Annotated in this window: 14 protein-coding genes and 1 pseudogene; 7 read left to right on the plus strand and 8 right to left on the minus strand. The window is 68.4% G+C overall.

The features are described from left to right. The first annotated feature begins 81 nt into the window (after positions 1-81). Positions 82-996, plus strand: coding sequence for a DUF2381 family protein (locus tag D7V88_RS27985; RefSeq protein ID WP_158625166.1), 915 nt, complete (start codon positions 82-84; stop codon positions 994-996). Between the two features lie 16 nt (positions 997-1,012). Here D7V88_RS27985 and D7V88_RS27990 read toward each other — a convergent pair whose 3' ends face one another. Continuing rightward, on the minus strand, positions 1,013-1,915 hold the full coding sequence (locus D7V88_RS27990) for a type VI immunity family protein (protein WP_120543689.1): 903 nt from the start codon (positions 1,913-1,915) through the stop codon (positions 1,013-1,015). An 82-nt stretch (positions 1,916-1,997) separates the two neighbouring features. Further along, complete coding sequence (locus D7V88_RS42665; RefSeq protein ID WP_147448895.1) at positions 1,998-2,720, minus strand: hypothetical protein; 723 nt, start codon at positions 2,718-2,720, stop codon at positions 1,998-2,000. Between the two features lie 77 nt (positions 2,721-2,797). Here D7V88_RS42665 and D7V88_RS28000 point away from each other — a divergent pair, with 77 nt between their 5' ends. Next, complete coding sequence (locus D7V88_RS28000) at positions 2,798-3,571, plus strand: DNA-methyltransferase (RefSeq protein ID WP_120543691.1); 774 nt, start codon at positions 2,798-2,800, stop codon at positions 3,569-3,571. On the opposite strand, the gene D7V88_RS28005 is transcribed toward D7V88_RS28000, so the two are convergent. Beyond that, a complete protein-coding gene (locus D7V88_RS28005) occupies positions 3,550-4,188 on the minus strand; it encodes a 2OG-Fe(II) oxygenase (RefSeq protein WP_120543701.1) in 639 nt (212 codons plus the stop codon). The genes D7V88_RS28000 and D7V88_RS28005 overlap by 22 nt on opposite strands. A 110-nt stretch (positions 4,189-4,298) precedes the next feature. Between D7V88_RS28005 and D7V88_RS28010 the strand changes: the two genes are divergently transcribed. From D7V88_RS28010 to D7V88_RS28020, 3 genes are all read left to right on the plus strand, one after another. Continuing rightward, positions 4,299-5,576, plus strand: coding sequence for a dicarboxylate/amino acid:cation symporter (locus tag D7V88_RS28010; protein ID WP_120543692.1), 1,278 nt, complete (start codon positions 4,299-4,301; stop codon positions 5,574-5,576). A 74-nt stretch (positions 5,577-5,650) separates the two neighbouring features. Beyond that, positions 5,651-6,133 carry an FKBP-type peptidyl-prolyl cis-trans isomerase gene (locus D7V88_RS28015; RefSeq protein WP_120543693.1) on the plus strand — a complete coding sequence of 161 codons (483 nt, stop codon included), beginning with the start codon at positions 5,651-5,653 and terminating at the stop codon, positions 6,131-6,133. Between the two features lie 65 nt (positions 6,134-6,198). Beyond that, positions 6,199-8,094 (plus strand): OPT family oligopeptide transporter, encoded by a 1,896-nt coding sequence (locus tag D7V88_RS28020; protein ID WP_120543694.1) that lies wholly within the window; start codon positions 6,199-6,201, stop codon positions 8,092-8,094. 13 nt (positions 8,095-8,107) lie between these two features. On the opposite strand, the gene D7V88_RS28025 is transcribed toward D7V88_RS28020, so the two are convergent. From D7V88_RS28025 to fusA, 3 genes are all read right to left on the minus strand, one after another. Further along, a complete protein-coding gene (locus D7V88_RS28025; protein ID WP_120543695.1) occupies positions 8,108-9,028 on the minus strand; it encodes a flagellar motor protein MotB in 921 nt (306 codons plus the stop codon). Between the two features lie 150 nt (positions 9,029-9,178). Then, positions 9,179-11,122, minus strand: a complete 1,944-nt coding sequence (locus tag D7V88_RS28030) for an ABC-F family ATP-binding cassette domain-containing protein (protein ID WP_120543696.1) — start codon at positions 11,120-11,122, stop codon at positions 9,179-9,181. Positions 11,123-11,225: 103 nt separating this feature from the next. Beyond that, positions 11,226-13,343, minus strand: coding sequence for an elongation factor G (gene fusA / locus D7V88_RS28035; protein ID WP_120543697.1), 2,118 nt, complete (start codon positions 13,341-13,343; stop codon positions 11,226-11,228). A gap of 156 nt (positions 13,344-13,499) precedes the next feature. On the opposite strand from fusA, the gene D7V88_RS28040 reads away from it, so the two are divergent. Both D7V88_RS28040 and encD read left to right on the plus strand, forming a co-directional pair. Next, complete coding sequence (locus D7V88_RS28040; RefSeq protein WP_120543698.1) at positions 13,500-13,862, plus strand: nuclear transport factor 2 family protein; 363 nt, start codon at positions 13,500-13,502, stop codon at positions 13,860-13,862. Positions 13,863-13,871: 9 nt separating this feature from the next. Next, positions 13,872-14,198 (plus strand): encapsulin nanocompartment cargo ferric reductase EncD, encoded by a 327-nt coding sequence (encD, locus tag D7V88_RS28045; RefSeq protein ID WP_120543699.1) that lies wholly within the window; start codon positions 13,872-13,874, stop codon positions 14,196-14,198. Between the two features lie 19 nt (positions 14,199-14,217). Here the strand turns inward: encD and sthA are convergent, their stop codons facing one another. Then, a complete protein-coding gene (gene sthA, locus D7V88_RS28050) occupies positions 14,218-15,621 on the minus strand; it encodes a Si-specific NAD(P)(+) transhydrogenase (protein WP_120543700.1) in 1,404 nt (467 codons plus the stop codon). A gap of 99 nt (positions 15,622-15,720) precedes the next feature. Then, positions 15,721-15,948, minus strand: a pseudogene (locus D7V88_RS28055) (pseudouridine synthase); the annotation flags it as partial.

Genomic DNA, 15,948 nt, shown 5'->3' on the forward strand with positions numbered 1-15,948 from the left:
TCGTGGGGTAGGGGGCATTGGACGAGCCTCGTGGTAAACAGGGAGGCCCCTGTTGCCCCGGTTCGAGGAGCCCTTCACACCGTGCCCTCCTGTCTGTCCGTAGCGCTCCCGGTCCTGCTCTGGTCGACGTGCCTCCTGGCGGCTGCTCCCCACCAGGAGGTCAAGGGGGAGGCTGGGGAGGTTCTCCGTGTGGAGGTGAGCCCGGAAGGAACCTCGGCGCGGCCCATCCGGATGGGCTTGGGGCTGAGCACGACCCTGCTGTTCGACACCGACATCCAGCAGGACCAGGTGAGCCTGGAAGGGCGCGCCCAGTTCGTTCGGGTGAGCACGGGCAATGCGCTCCTCGTGCTCGTGCCTTCCGGGGAGCTGCGCGAGGGAGAAACCCTGAAGCTGTCCGTTCCGTACAAGGATGCGACCCTTCCCGCGCGGCTGGTGCTGACCCTTCAGGTCCAGAGCGAGGCGGTGGACCGTCAGGTCGAAGTCTCCCGGCGGTCCCGCTCCGCGGAGTCGTACCGCCAGGAAGCGGAGCAGTTGCGCGCGGAGCTGGAGCGCTTGCGCCATGGCGATGCGCGAAGGCCCGCGCTGGCTCCTGACAAACTGGAAGGATTCCGTGCCCTCGTGTTGGGCACGGGCGCGATCAAAGCCATCAGCGTGACTTACGAACTCCGTGGCCTGAGCTGCCAGGAACCGTGTCCCCTGCGCATTGCGCAAAGCTGGGCGTACCGAGGGGGGACACGGCGGGCCTTCCACCTTGAGTTGGAGTTGACCGGCGGCGCGCCATGGACCATCGGGCGCGCCGTGTTGTTCGACGGCAAGGGGCACGAGTGGGAATCGCTGCCGCCCTGGCAAGCCGCGCCAGTGACGCCCGGGTCGCCAACGCGGGCGACCGTGGAGTTCGAGATGAACATGGGCGAAGACCCGGGGCCCTACTCCCTGAGGATATGGGATGCGACGGGGACGCGCAGCTCGCTGTTCACGGGTGCGCGTTTCCTGTGAGGGCAACCCCCGCCGCTCAGTCGAGGAACCGGCGCTCCCAGCGGCGCAGGGCCTCATTCTCACGGAAGGGGCGTGTTGCTTCACGCGACGTCAGCCAGGGCTCCAGGAGCCGCGCCAGCTCACGGTAGGCGGGCAACACGTTTCCCTGGGATGTATCGCCCGCGTCGGGTGCATCCCCCAGGGTGATCACGGCACGGTCCTTCCCAAGCGGTTGCACGGTGGTGCCAGGGTGCGTGAGCCGGGCCCGCAGGGCCTCCGCGCCGCCCAGTTCGCCCAGGACGGGAGGTCCCAGGAAGTTCATCCAGTGGATGCCACGCACACGGGTTCCCAGGTACCGCGAGGCGTCCTCGTCGGGAACATCCATGCCTGGGTACAGGATGCGTTCTTGCTCCAGACGTTCACGCACGCCCGAAAGCTGTGACAGGGCATGGAAGGCAAGCCCCGCGTGGCCGGAGTCGAAGGGAAGGATTGTCGCCAGTTCCGACGCCAGTCTTTGAACGCGCGCGGGCCCATGTCGTTCAAGGAACGCCGTGGGAAGCCAGCATGAAATGGCGCAGACGGCACAGGCTGCATCCTCCTCAGACAACGCGCCCAGGTCCTGGCCCCGATAATTGAATTCATGGTCCGCGACACCGCTCGGACTGCCAGTCCATTGCAACCTGGGCGCGCGTTCTTCGCGCAAAGCAGTGCGCTGACCTGCCCACGCTTCGGCCGTGAGTTCCTGCCAGTCCCCTTCCATGTCGGGATACCAGGTCAGAACATCGCTGCCCACCGCCTCCAGGTAGACGTCCAGGGCGCGCAAGACGCTGGGCCCCAACTTCTGGTGGGAGCGGTGCATGTAGAAGGAAATGCAGATGCCTTCCTGGAGCACGACGGCGCCATTGCGTGCATGGACGCGAATCCGGGGCGGGGCGTTCATTCAGTGGACTCCCCATCCAGGCGCGACAAGTGAGACGTTGTCGCCGAACGCCGCGCGATAGACTTCTCCCTGGTTTTTGCCCTCATGCGGTGGTTCCTCTGGATACCTTCGCCAACTGGGATTGTTGCTGATGGGGCAGGGGAACTTGAAGTCGAAGACCTCCTGGACCTTCAGTGGATTTCCCACGTGGATGACTACATCCGGCACCAGAGTTCCCCCTGAGCTTTACTGTACGGCCTGACAGGATCAATGCCTGCTCCGCCTCGGGACTGATCAGCTCCAGTGCCTTCGTCTTGGGATCATACCGGTAGCGAGGCTTGAGGCTGAACCCGCCGGGACGTTCGACGGACAGTCGGGCCTGGACGCAGCGCATGGCCGCCTCGTGCTTCATCTGGCCCAATTGCATGGCCCGGGTGATGGGGTTCCCTGCCGCGTCCATCCCCACGACTTGCCTGCACTGCTCCGCCGTGGGCGTCTGCCCTGCGAAGAGCTGCTTGTTCACCTCCCAACTGGCTTCACTTGCACACGTCTCCATGATCTCCCGGACCCGTGCTCGCGCCGCCTCGTCCATCACCTTGAGCGCACCCGCGACGGATGCCCCCGCCTGGGCGGTGGCCCGGATACTCACGGGCAGGCTCGTCTCCTCGCCGACGGACCGGGTGCAGTACACCGGGTTCTGCCGACAGGCGTTCGAGCCCGAATCCATCGTCTGCTTGAGTTCGCGCCGAGTCCGGCCCACACCCGTGGACTGACACCCTGAGAGAAGCAGCAGGCCCATCAGGGCCGCGGTGAACCGGAAGCGCATGCCCGGAAGCGTGCCAGAAATCCCGCCATCCGCGTCCCCATCCCGGCCGCCCCGCCGTGTAGGGTTCCGCCTCAACGATGACCTCCGACCTGACGCCCGAATCCCTGCGCTGCGTCCGCGCCGATGCGCGCGAGCCCGAGGGCTACCGGGCCGCCCTCGGCGACACGCGCGCCTCCCTGCTCCACACCGATCCTCCCTATTGCCTGCTCACCCGGCGTCGCAAGGGCGGGGATCTGCGCGACCCCCGCGCGCACAAGAAGATCGACCGCAACCCCATCGTCCGCTTCGAGTCCGTGCGCGACTACCGCGTCTTCTCCGACGCCTGGCTGTCCCGCGCCGTCGCGCACCTCACCCCCGACGCGCCGCTCATCATCTGGACCAACCTGCTCGGCAAGGAGCCCATCCTCAGCGCCGCCCGCGAGCTGGGCTATCCCCACCTGCGCGGCGAATACGTCTGGGGCAAGCGCACCACCGACAAGAACGCCAACGAGCAACTGCTGCGCGTCTACGAGGTCGCCCTCGTCGTCGCCCGCACGCCCGAACCTCCGCTTGCTCCCGGTGACGCGCCCACCGTGTGGGCCGTGGTCGGTGGCTACGACGACGACGCGGAGGCCACGCAGTGGGGCGGCCACCCGCACCACAAGCCCTTCTCCGTGCTGGAGCCGCTCGTGCGCACCTGGAGCCGTCCGGGGGACACCGTGTTGGATCCGTTCGCCGGCAGCGGCTCCATGCCCTCCGCCGCCCTGCGCCTGGGCCGCCTTCCTGCCTGCATGGAGGTCGAACCCGAGTGGGCCGACCGCGTCACCCAGCGCCTGCGCGACACCGCCCGTCAGCTTCCCAGCGCGCGGTAGTAGCGCGTCTCGCTCCACGTCGGCACGTCGGTGGGACGGTGGTCCCACCAGTTCATCACCAGCGTGCGCCGCTCGCGCGAAGGCCCCAGCAGCTTGCCGTCCGGCACCTGGTTGTCCGCGTCCAGCACCCCGTGCGTCAGCGTCCCGTCGAACACCACCAGCCGGTTGGGACGCGGCGCCACCAGCGTCAGGTCCTCCAGCCGGTCCGGCGCGAGCGACGGATTCGCCGCCGACGGCAGCTCCCGCGTCACCGCCAGCGCTCCGCCGCGCACCCGGTTGAGGAACAACACCGACGAGCGCTTCGGATGCACCAGCTTCCCGGTGCTCAGCGCCAGCCGCTCATCCCGGTCCTGGTGGAAGTCCACGCGCACGTCCGTGGCCCGCATGCGCGACAGCCACCACTCCACGCCGGCAATCCGCCGCCCCTTCGCCACGGAGGGCCGCAGCGTGTGGATGACCTCCTCCACCACGTTCTCGGGCGTCCCGAAGGCGTACCAGAACGTCGTCTGGTAGGTGTTGCGCAGGCGCTCCCCCTTGAGCGCCCCCACGCGCCGCGACAGGCGGTGGAAGAGGGCAGGGGGCAGGGCGGTTTCGGTGAGCTGGACGAGGGATTCCACGGTGGGCCGGGAGCTTTCCCCCGAACGCGAGGTGGGCGCCACCTCCTTTCACCGCTAGGCTTCGCGCCCCTTTCCCCTCCAGCGGTCCGGAGGGCGCGGAGACTGCCCGGATGAAGCCCCACCAGAAGATGCTCCTCGGCATTTCCGTCGGCGCGGTGGCCGGGCTCATCGCCAACGCCGTGTTCGGGGACGCGCCCTGGCTCCGCGGCCTGGTCGAGCACGTCACCAACCCCGTGGGGCAGCTCTTCATCCGGCTGCTGCTGATGCTCGTGGTGCCCCTGCTGTTCTCCGCGCTCGTCGTCGGCGTGGCGGAACTGGACTTGAAGCAGGTGGGCCGCCTGGGCGCGCGCACGCTGGGCTACACCGTGGTCCTCTCCGTCATCTCCGTCCTCATCGGCCTGCTGCTCGTCAACACGCTGCGGCCCGGGGATGGCTTGAGCGATGAGGCCCGAGCGCTCGCCCGCACGGGCACGCAGATAAAAGCCGCGCCGCCCCCCAGTGACACGTCCGTGGGCGCGCTCTTCATGTCCATGGTGCCCACCAACCCCATCAAGGCCGCGGCGGACGGGGACATGATTGGCCTCATCGTCTTCTCGCTCATCTTCGGCCTGGGCCTGGCGCTCACCCCGGGCGAGCCCGCGCTGCGCCTCAAGGAGGCCATCCAGGGGCTCTACGACGTGATGATGAAGCTCATCGACGGGGTGCTGAACCTGGCGCCCATCGGCGTGGGCGCGCTCTTGTTCTCCATGACGGCGCGGCTGGGCTTCCACATCCTGGGCCAGTTGGCGTCGTACGTGGGCGTGGTGCTGCTAGCGCTGGGCATCCACATGTTCGTCGTCTACTCGCTGTCCGTGCGCTTCCTGGGCGGCCGCAACCCGCTGGAGTTCTTTCGCTCCTGCCGGCTGGCCATCGTCACCGCCTTCTCCACGTCCTCCTCCAGCGCCACGCTGCCCACCGCCCTCAAGGTGGCCGAGGAGAACCTCCACCTGCCGCGCAACGTGGCGCGCTTCGTGCTCACCGCCGGCTCCGCGATGAACCAGAACGGCACCGCGCTCTTCGAGGGCGTCACCGTGCTCTTCCTCGCGCAGGTGTATGGCGTGGAGCTGGGCCTGGGGCAGCAGGCGGTCATCATGTTCATCTGCGTGCTGGCGGGCATTGGCACCGCGGGCGTGCCGGCGGGCTCCATTCCGGTCATCGCCATGATCCTGGGCATGTTCAACATCCCGGTGGAGGGCCTGGGCCTCATCCTCGGCGTGGACCGCTTCCTGGACATGTGCCGCACCACGCTCAACGTCACCGGAGACCTGGCCGCCGCGGTGTACGTGTCGCGCGGCGAGCCGCCCGATCGCCCGGTCGGAGAGGAAGCAGCGGAGTCCGCCGCGTCCTGACGTCGCCGTCCCCCGGTTCCACCTTTGCCCGAAGTCTCACTCCGTCGTCCCTGAAGCCAAGGAGCTTCCTCCGCATGAAGATCGCCAACGGTCGCGTCGTCGCGCTCGAATACCGCCTCCATCTGGGAGACGGAGAGGTCATCGACCAGAGCGCCCCGGGCCAGCCGCTCGCCTATCTGCACGGGCACAAGCAGATCGTCCCCGGCCTGGAGGGCGCCCTGGACGGACTGGACGTCGGGGAGAGCAAGCAGGTGGTGGTGTCCCCGGAGCAGGGCTACGGCCAGCACAACCCCGAAGGGCTGCGCACCGTCCCCCGCACGATGCTGCCCCCGGGCTTCACGCCCCAGGTGGGCCAGACGCTGATGGCCCAGACGGAGGAGGGCAACGTCCCCCTGCGCATCCAGACCGTCAACGACGACTCCGTCGTGGTGGACCTGAACCATCCGCTCGCGGGCAAGACGCTCCACTTCGCTGTCACCGTGCGCGAAGTGCGTGACGCGACGCAGGAAGAGCTCACCCACGGCCACGTGCACGGGCCCGGCGGCGCGCACGAGTAAAGGCGCCGTCCCCGTGCAGGGACCGTTTCGTTCTCCATGGGGGCGTGCACTATCTTCGCGCCCCCATGGCTCCTCCCGTCCCGAACCCCAGCCAGCTTCGCGTCCCCGCGCCCGACCCTGACGCCGTCCCGGAACGGCCCGGTGCCTCCGCGGCCATGGATCCGGAGCTGTACTGGCGGGAGCACGTCTACCAGGGTGGAGCGCGGCAGCTCACCGTGCGCGCCATCATCGCCGGGATGCTCATTGGCGCGGTGATGTGTCTGTCCAACCTCTACGTCATCCTCAAGACGGGCTGGAGCCTGGGCGTCACCATCACCGCGTGCATCCTGGCCTTCGCGGTGTTCGGCACGCTGCGTTCGCTCAAGCTGCTGACGAAGGAGTTCACCGACCTGGAGAACAACGCCATGGGCTCCGTCGCGTCCGCGGCGGGCTACATGACGGGCGGTGGCAACATGGCCGCGGTGCCCGCGCTCCTGATGCTGACGGGCACGCTGCCGTCCGCGGGCTGGCTGATGGTGTGGTTCGGCGTCATCTCCGCGCTGGGCGTGTTCGCCGCCATCCCCATCAAGCGCCAGCTCATCAACATCGAAGCGCTCCCGTTCCCCACCGGCACCGCCACCGCGGAGACCATCCGCGCCCTGCACGGCCATGGCGAGGTGGCCCGCCGCAAGTCGCGCCTGCTGGGCCTCGCGGGCATCGTGGGCGCGCTGCTGGTGCTGGTGCGCGACGCGCGCTTCACGTGGCTCAAGAACCTGCCGGAGAAGGTGAGCCTGCCGTTCAACATCCTGGGCCGTGAGGCCGGCAAGTGGTCGCTGTCGTTCGACTTCAGCCTGCTGCTCATCGGCGCGGGCGCGCTGGTGAACTTCCGCACCGGCTGGTCCATGCTCCTGGGTGCCATCCTCAACTACGGCTTCCTGGCGCCGGAGATGTTCTCCCGGGGCGTCATCCCGGAGGTGACGTACAAGGCCATCAACAGTTGGTCGCTGTGGACGGGCTCCGCGGTGCTGGTGTCGTCGGGCCTGCTGGCGTTCGCGTTCCAGTGGAGGAGCGTGGTGCGCTCCTTCTCCGCGCTGGGCGGGCTCGTCGGCATCAAGCCGAAGGAGGGCGCGAAGGCGGATCCGCTCGCGGACATCGAGTGCCCCCCGTCCTGGTTCCCCCTGGGCTTCGCGGTGCTGGGCCCGGTGGCCGTCTTCCTGATGGCCTACCTGTTCCAGATTCCGTGGTGGGCCGGCGTGCTCGCGCTGCCGCTGGCGGTGGTGATGGGCGTCATCGCGTCGCGCGTGACGGGAGAGACGGACACCACGCCCACCAAGGCGCTGGGCCCCGTCACCCAGCTCATCTTCGGCGGGCTCGCGCCGGGCAACATCACCGCCAACATCATGAGCGCCAACGCCACGGGCGGCGTGGGGCTTCACTCGGCGGACCTGCTCACGGACCTCAAGTCCGGGTGGCTGCTGGGGGCGGCGCCGCGTCAGCAGTTCGTCGCGCAGCTCTTCGGCGTCGTCGCGGGCGCCATCGTCGTCGTGCCCGTCTTCAACCTGCTGGTGCCGACGGCGGACGTGCTGGGCACGGAGCAGTTCCCCGCGCCCGCGTCCATGGTGTGGGCCGGCGTGTCCAAGATGCTCGCGTCCGGCGTGGCCGCGCTGCACCCCACCGCGCGCATGGGCGCCCTGTGCGGAACGCTGCTGGGCGTGACGCTGGTGCTGCTGGAGCGCTGGGCCCCGCCGAAGGTGAAGGCCTTCATTCCTTCCGCGTCCGGCCTGGGGCTGGCCATCGTCATCCCCGGTTCCAGCTCCATCAGCCTCTTCGTGGGCTCGGCGCTGGCCGCACTCTTGCGCCGGGTGAAGCCGAAGCTGGCCGAGGACGCGGTGCTCCCCGTCAGCTCCGGCTTCATCGCGGGCGAGAGCCTGCTGGGCATCGCCATCGCGATGGTGAAGGCCTTCGGCTTCATGCCGAAGTAGCGGCCGGGGCGGCTCAGTCCACCTTGCTGGTGGCCCAGGACAGGCCCGCGACGAAGCGGAACGTGGGCGTGTCCAGTCCCGCGCCCACGCCCGGGCCGCCCATCACATACAGGTCCAGGCTGGACAGGGCATGGCGGCGGATGGCGATGAGCAATTCCGCCCCCACCTGGCCCCCCTGGAGCGGCACGCCGGCGAGCACGCTCACCTCGCCGCGCGTCACCTCGCCGCCCCGCGACGTCACCGTGGCGCCGAATCGCAGCTCATTGCCCAGGATGTCGCCCTCCGAATAGGACACGGGCCGCAGGTCCTGGCGCTTGCGCAGGAACACCCCTGCCTCGCCGCCCACCTGGAAGCCTTCGCCCACGTAGCCCAATTGCAGACGCGGATGCCACGCGTAGTCCTCGTACGCCTGCGCCGTGCGGCTGCCCACCGGCAGGCCCGCCGTCATCTCCAGGGCCACGTTGATGGGCGCGCCCAGGGACTGGCGCAGGACGGCCGCGCGAGCGCTCAGCCACGGCGTGGCGAGCCCTCCCGTCTTGGGCGGCGCGTACTCCAGCGTGGGCTTTCCACCCTGCATCAGGATGAAGGGCAGCTCCGCCCCGACCTCCAGCCACGACAGCACGCCGTAGCCCAACGTCAGATGCGCGGTCATCTTGTTCTCGACGAGCCCCGTGCCCTCACCCGGCTCCCAGCGCGTCTGGAAATGCATGGGCAACTGCTCGTAGTGGTAGTTCAAACCCACCCGGAGCTGCCCCGGGGCCAGCGTCCGGCCCGTCCCCACCACGAGCGAACCCAGCGCTCCCGGGTCCAATCGCAGCCGTTGCAGGTCAAACAGTGGCAGGGGGCCCTTGGGTCCACTTTCCAGGGCGTGGGCGGACAGCGGCAGGGAGAACAGCGCGGCGACGGCGGCGAGTACAGAGGCCGGACGGAGCACTTAACGACTCCTGGGACGGTGACGCGAGGCGATAGGACCCGAGCGGCGAGACTCTAGTCCGAGTCCCGCGCTGCGGAAATCCTACGCAAGGACCGGCGTGTGTTGTTTGCCTCGCGCAACGATTTGCATCCCCGCGCCCGTGGCCGTGTCTCAGGCCGGGGCTGCCGCCAGGTCCTGCAATTCCTGCCATCGCGCATAGAGCCGCTCCACCTCGGCGTTGGCGGCGTCCAATGACTGCTGGATTTCCGCCGCCTTGGACCCGTTGCTGTAGACGTTGGGGTCGGCGAGCTGGGCCTCCAGGCCGGCCTTGCGCTTTTCGGCGGCCTCGATGGTGGCCTCCATGCCGTCCAGCTCGCGTTGGTCCTTGTAGGAGAGCTTGACCGTCTTCTTCGGCGCGGCCTTCGCGGGCGCTTCCGCGCGCGGCGGCTCGTCCTTCTTCGCCTCGTTCTTCTTCGCCGTGGCGGCGGCCTTGAGGGCGGCGGCCTGCGACTGCTCACGCAGCCGCTTGTACATGTCGTAGTTGCCCTCGTAGCGGGTGACCTTGCCCTGTCCGTCGAAGGAGAGGATGGCGGTGGCCACCTTGTCGAGGAAGTAGCGGTCGTGCGTCACCAGCAGCGTGCTGCCGGCGAAGTCCAGCAGCAGCCGCTCCAGGATGTTGAGCGTGACGATGTCCAGGTCGTTGGTGGGCTCGTCCAGCACCAGCACGTTGGCGCCCTCCAGGAACAGGCGCGCCAGCAGCAGCCGGTTGCGCTCGCCGCCGGACAGCGCGCCCACCTTCATGCGCTGCATGGGCACCGGGAAGAGCAGATCCTCCAGGTAGTCGCGCAGGGCCACCTTGCGGTCCGCCAGCTCCACGTGGTCCTCGCCGTTGGAGGCCGCGTCGTACACCGTCTGGTCCGGATCCAACTGGGCGCGCTGCTGGTCGTAGTAGGCGACCTTGGTGTTCTTCCCGATGACGAGCTTCCCCTCGTCCGCGGGGATTTCGCCCAGCATCACGCGCAGGAAGGTCGTCTTGCCCACGCCGTTGGGGCCCAGGAAGCCCACGCGTTCGCCGCGCTGGAGGCGGAAGTCCACGCCGTCCAGCACCTTGCGGTCCCCGAAGGACTTCTTCAGGCCTTCGGCTTCGATGACGGTGTGGCCCAGCCGGGGCGCCGCCACCACGCGCAGGTCCGCCACCTTGGGACGCTGGAAGCCCTTCTCCGCCAGCAGCTTCTGCGCCCGCTCGATGCGCGCCTTGCTCTTGGTGCGCCGCGCCTCCGGGCCCTTGCGCAGCCACGCCACTTCCTGGGCAATCCAGCGCCCGCGCTTGTGCTCCGCCGTCTCCGCGTTCTCCTGCGCGACCAGCTTCTGCTCCACGTAGGACGCGTAGTTGCCGGGGTAGGAGACAAGGCCGCCGCCGGGCTGGATTTCGACGATGCGGTCCACCAGGTCGTCCAGGAAGTAGCGGTCGTGCGTTACCAGCAGCAGCGCGCCGGGCAGCTTGTCGAGCTCATCCTCCAGCCAGTCCACGGTGTCCGCGTCCAGGTGGTTGGTGGGCTCGTCCAGGAGCAGCAGGTCCGGGCGGGTGAGCAGGGCCCGGGCAATGGCCACGCGCTTGCGCAGGCCTCCGGAAAGCTGTGACACCGGCCGGTCCCAGTCCTTCACGCCCAGCCTGTCGAGCAGCGTCTTCGCGTGGTGTTCGGTGTCCCAGCCGCCCGCCTGTTCGATGCGGTCGCTCAGCACGGACATCTGCTCCAGCATCTTCTGGGTGGCGTTGGCGGGGTCCGCCTCCAGCTTGCGCGACAGCTCCGCGTGCGCGTCCAGGGCCGCCTTGAGCGGGGCCTGGGACACGGCCAGTTCGCTCTGCACCGTGGCGCCTTCGCCGAACTCCGGCTCCTGGGGCAGGTAGGTGACGCGGGCGCCCCGGCGGAGCTGCAGCTCGCCCAGGTCCGGCTTGGCCGCGCCGGCCAGAATCTTCATCAGGGAGGACTTGCCGGAGCCGTTGACGCCGACGAGGCCGACGCGCTCTCCCTCCTCGATGGTGAAGGTGAGGCCCTCGAAGACGGTGCGGCTGCCGAAGGCGAGCTGGACGTTGGCGGCGCGGAGCAGCGTCACGGGAAGAACCTCTGGAAAGGGGAGGGGGAAAGCGAAAGGGCGCCCCCCACTTGAGTGAGGGAGCGCCCTTCCTACTGCCAGAGCGGCGTCTGGGAAGCCCGGACTACTTGCGGGCGGCCTGGTCCGCGGCCTGCTTCTCCCTGTAGGTCGTCATCAGGGCTTCGGCCTCGTTCTTCGGAACCTGCGAGTACTTGGCGAACTCCATCGTGAACTCGCCCTTGCCCTGGGTCGCGGAGCGCAGGTCGGTGGAGTAGCCGAACATCGTGTTCAGCGGCACCTCGGCCACGGCCGTGAGGTAGCCCTCGGCCGTCTCCGTGTTGAGGATGGTGCCACGGCGCTGGTTGAGCTGACCGACGACGGAGCCCTGGAACTCCTCCGGCGCGCTGACTTCCACCTTCATGACGGGCTCCAGGATGATGGGCTTCGCGGAGGCGTAGCCCTCGCGGAAGCCCATGATGGCGGCCGTCTTGAACGCGTTTTCAGACGAGTCGACCGCGTGGAAGGCGCCGTCGTTGATGACCACGCGCAGGCCCACCACGGGGAAGCCGATGAGGCTGCCCTTCTTCACGGCCTCGGCGAAGCCCTTGTCGCACGCGGGGATGAACTCGCGCGGGATGGAGCCACCGACGATGTCGTCCACGAACTCGTACTGCTGCACGGCGTCCGAGGGCAGGGGCTCCACGTAGCCGCACACGCGCGCGAACTGACCGGAACCACCGGTCTGCTTCTTGTGCGTGTAGGCGAACTCGCCCTTCTGGCTGATGGTCTCGCGGTACGCCACCTGCGGCTTGCCGGCCTTCACTTCGCAGTCGTACTCGCGCTTCATGCGCTCGATGTAGATTTCCAGGTGGAGCTCACCCATGCCGCGGATGATGGTCTGCCCGGACTCCTCGTCGCGCGACACGCGGAAGGTGGGGTCTTCCTTGTTGAAGCGGTTGAGCGCCTTGGAGAAGTTGGTCGACTTGGCGCGGTCCTTCGGCTCCACGGCCAGCGAGATGACGGCGTCCGGAACGAACATGGACGTCATCGTGTAGTTCACGCTGCCGTCGGTGAACGTGTCGCCCGACGCGCACTCGATGCCGAACAGCGCGACGATGTCGCCCGCGGTGGCTTCGCTGACGTCGTTCATCTGGCTGGAGTGCATGCGCACGATGCGCGGCACCTTGACCTTCTTCTGGTTCACCTGGTTGACGATGAAGTCGCCCTTGGTGACGCGGCCCTGGTAGATGCGCATGTACGTGAGCTGCCCGTACCGGCCGTCCTCCAGCTTGAACGCGAGACCGACGAAGGGCTTCTCCGGATCCGACTCCAGGATGACCTTGGCCTCGTTGTTCTTCTGGTCGAGCGCCTCGTTGGTCGCTTCCTTGGGGCTCGGCAGGTAGCTGCACACCGCGTCGAGCAGGAGCTGCACGCCCTTGTTCTTGTACGCGGAGCCGCACATCACCGGCGTCATCTTCAACGCGATGGTCGCGCGGCGGACGGCCTCACGAAGCTGCTTCTCCGTGATGGTGTCCGGGTCGGTGAGGAACACCTCGCCCAGCGTGTCGTCCACGTTGGCGATGCCTTCGATCATCTCCGAGCGGCGCAGCTCGGCCTCGTCCTTCATGTCCGCGGGGATGGCCTCCTCACGGATGTTCTCGCCGTTCTCGCCGTCGAAGTAGTACGCCTTCATCGACAGCAGGTCGATGAGGCCCTGGAAGCGGTCCTCCGCGCCGATGGGGTACTGGAGGCGCACCGCGTGGTGGCCCAGCTTCTCCTTCAACTGCAGGGCCACGCGGTCGTAGTTCGCGCCAGCGCGGTCCATCTTGTTGATGAACGCGATGCGCGGAACCTTGTAGCGCTTCATCTGGCGGTCCACCGTGATGGACTGCGACTGCACGCCCGACACCGAGCAGAGCACCAGGATGGCACCGTCGAGGACGCGGAGCGCGCGCTCCACCTCGATGGTGAAGTCCACGTGTCCCGGCGTGTCGATGAGGTTGATGTTGTAGTCGCCCCACAGCGCGTACGTGGCGGCGGACTGGATGGTGATGCCCTTCTCACGCTCCAGGTCCATCGAGTCCATGATCGCGCCCACGCCGTCCTTGCCGCGGACTTCGTGGATCTCGTGGATCTTGCCCGTGTAGAACAGGATGCGCTCGGAGAGCGTCGTCTTGCCCGAGTCGATGTGGGCAGAGATACCGATGTTACGAATCTTCTCGATGGTTGCGCTGGTGGCCACGATCCGGTCCTTCTTCTCTTGAAAAAATTGCCTGAGGGAACAGAGCAGGCGGGGCCCTTACTTCCCACAGGTCTCAGTTACCAGACAAATCCGCACGATGCGGGGCGTACATCCGCCTACGTTCCGCCATCTGCTTACGGCTGAGGCTTCATAACAATGAACGCGAGCGAAAACTTCTCCCTGGCCCGCGCCTGGCTGCGCGCCTTCAACGCCCACGACGTGACGGCCCTGGTGGCGCTGTACGCCGAGGATGCAACGCACACCTCGCCCAAGATTCGCGTCCTCCATCCGGAAACGGGAGGGCGCCTGGTGGGCCGGCCGGCCCTGGAGCGGTGGTGGAAGGACGCCATCGCCCGGCTGCCGGGCCTGCGATACGAGGAGACGGCCCTGACGGCCGACGGGGACCGGGTGTTCATGGAGTACCTGAGGCATGCCCCGAATGAAGCGCCCCTGCCGGTGGCGGAGGTGTTGGACATTCGGGGCGGGCTCATCGTCGCGTCGCGCGTCTACCACGGATAAGGTGCTCCCATGGCGAACCCCCTCAATTTCGACCGGGACTTCGGTTACCTGCTGCCCTTCATGGACAAGGTGGCGTCGGCGGCGTCGGACCTGCCGGATGCCTCCGCCCGCGAGGAGCTGGTGCAGCTCATGGCGGAGGAGAAGGTGCGCTGGGAGCGGATCCGCTCGCTGCTCCAGGGGGCCTCGGGCCGGGGCGCTCCCTCCATCCAGCCCCGCGAGGCGTCCCGGCAGCCCTCGGCCGCGCCCGTGATGGCGCGCGTGTCGTCGGATGACGTAAACCGGGTGGCCCGGCGCGAGGCGGGCTTCACGGTGGGAAGCCTCAAGGACTCGCGCTGAAGCGGGCTGCGTCGTTGGATCAGGCGCTGCTGACGCGCACCTGATCCAACGCGTCGTAGGTGGCGGCCTTGTAGGCCTCCGACAGCGTCGGGTAGTTGAAGCAGGTCTCCACGAAGAGCTGCGCGGTGGAGCCGGTGAGCAGCGCGGTGAGCCCCACGTGCACCAACTCCGAGGCCTGCTCCCCCAGCACGTGCACGCCCAACAGCTTCATGTCGTCGCGGTGGAAGAGCAGCTTCAAGAGGCCCTGCCGCTCCCCGATGATCTGCCCGCGCGGGTTGGTGTCGAAGGTGGCGCGGCCCACGACGTACGGGATGCTGCGCGCGCGCAGGGACTCCTCGGTGTCGCCGGCCATGGAGACTTCCGGGATGGTGTAGATGCCGTAGGGGAGGATGGGCGTCAGCGTGCGCTTGCCCGGCCCGAAGGCGTGCTCCATCGCGATGCGGGCCTGCTCCATGGATGTGGAGGCCAGGGCCGGGAAGCCGATGACGTCTCCCACCGCGTAGATGTGGGGCACGGCCGTCTGGTACGCGAGCCCGACCTCAATCTGCCCGCGCTTGCCCTGCTTCACGCCCAGGGCCTCGATGCCCAGGCCCGCGGTGTTGGACGTGCGGCCGGAGGCCACCAGCACCTGATCCGCCTCCAGGACCTCGCCCGTGGACAGCTTCAGGCGGATGGGCTCCTCGTGGGACTCCGGCACGTGCGCGGACTCCACCACCTGCCCCAGGCGCAGCCGCACGCCCAAGGTCTCCATGCAGTCGCGCAGGAGCTGACCGATTTCCGCGTCCAGGAAGGACAAGAGCTCGTTCTTCACCTCCACCAGCGTCACCGGGATGCCGAGCGCGGCGAACATGCACGCGTACTCGCAGCCGATGACGCCGCCGCCCACCACCACCAGGGTGCGGGGCAGGGTGGTGATGTCGAGGATCTCATCCGAGTCGTGCACGCGCGGATCCCCGAAGGGGTACAGCGGCGGGCGGTAGGGCGATGAGCCGGTGGCGATGAGGACGGTGGGGGCGGCGAGCGTCGCCACCACGGCGCCATCGTGGGTGACCTGCACGGTGTGGGCGTCCAGGAAGGAGCCCTTGCCCTGGAACAGGGTGATGCCGTGGCGCTGGAGGTTCTTGTGGATGCGCTCGCGCTCTATCTGCTTCACGCGGCGTTCGCGGAAGAGGAAGTCGGAGACGGTGGCTTCGTGGCGCAGGGTGGCGTCCACGCTGTAGAGGCCGCGCGCCTTGAAGCCGGACAGGTGCAGCGCCGTCTCCCGCAGCGTCTTGGAGGGAAGGGTGCCGGTGTTGGCCGCGGTGCCGCCGAGCACCGGCTCGCGCTCCACCACCGCCACCCGCTTGCCCGAAAGCGAGGCCTGAATCGCGCCCCACTCTCCGGCCGGTCCAGAGCCGATGACCACCAGGTCGAAGTCCGCCATGGGCCGCACCCTATCCCTTCCGGCGGGCCGCGCTAACCGGGAAGTCACCCATCCGGGTCCTGTTTCCGGGCACCGCTGGAGCCCAACCCTGGAGACCCGTCAGGCGTCCTCGGTCTCGGGGGCGGCGGTCGCGGGCGCGCGCCCGGTGTAGTGCAGCTTGTCGCGGACCTCCGCTTCGGTGAGGAGCCGGAAGCCACCCTCGGGCAGGTCGCCCAGGACGATGTCGCCCACCGCCTCCCGGTGGAGCGCGCGGGCAGGCAGCCCCACGGCGCCCAGCATCCGCTTCACCTGGTGGTGGCGGCCTTCGGTCAGCGTCACCTCCACCGT

The organism is Corallococcus terminator (assembly GCF_003611635.1).
Lineage (GTDB): Bacteria > Myxococcota > Myxococcia > Myxococcales > Myxococcaceae > Corallococcus > Corallococcus terminator.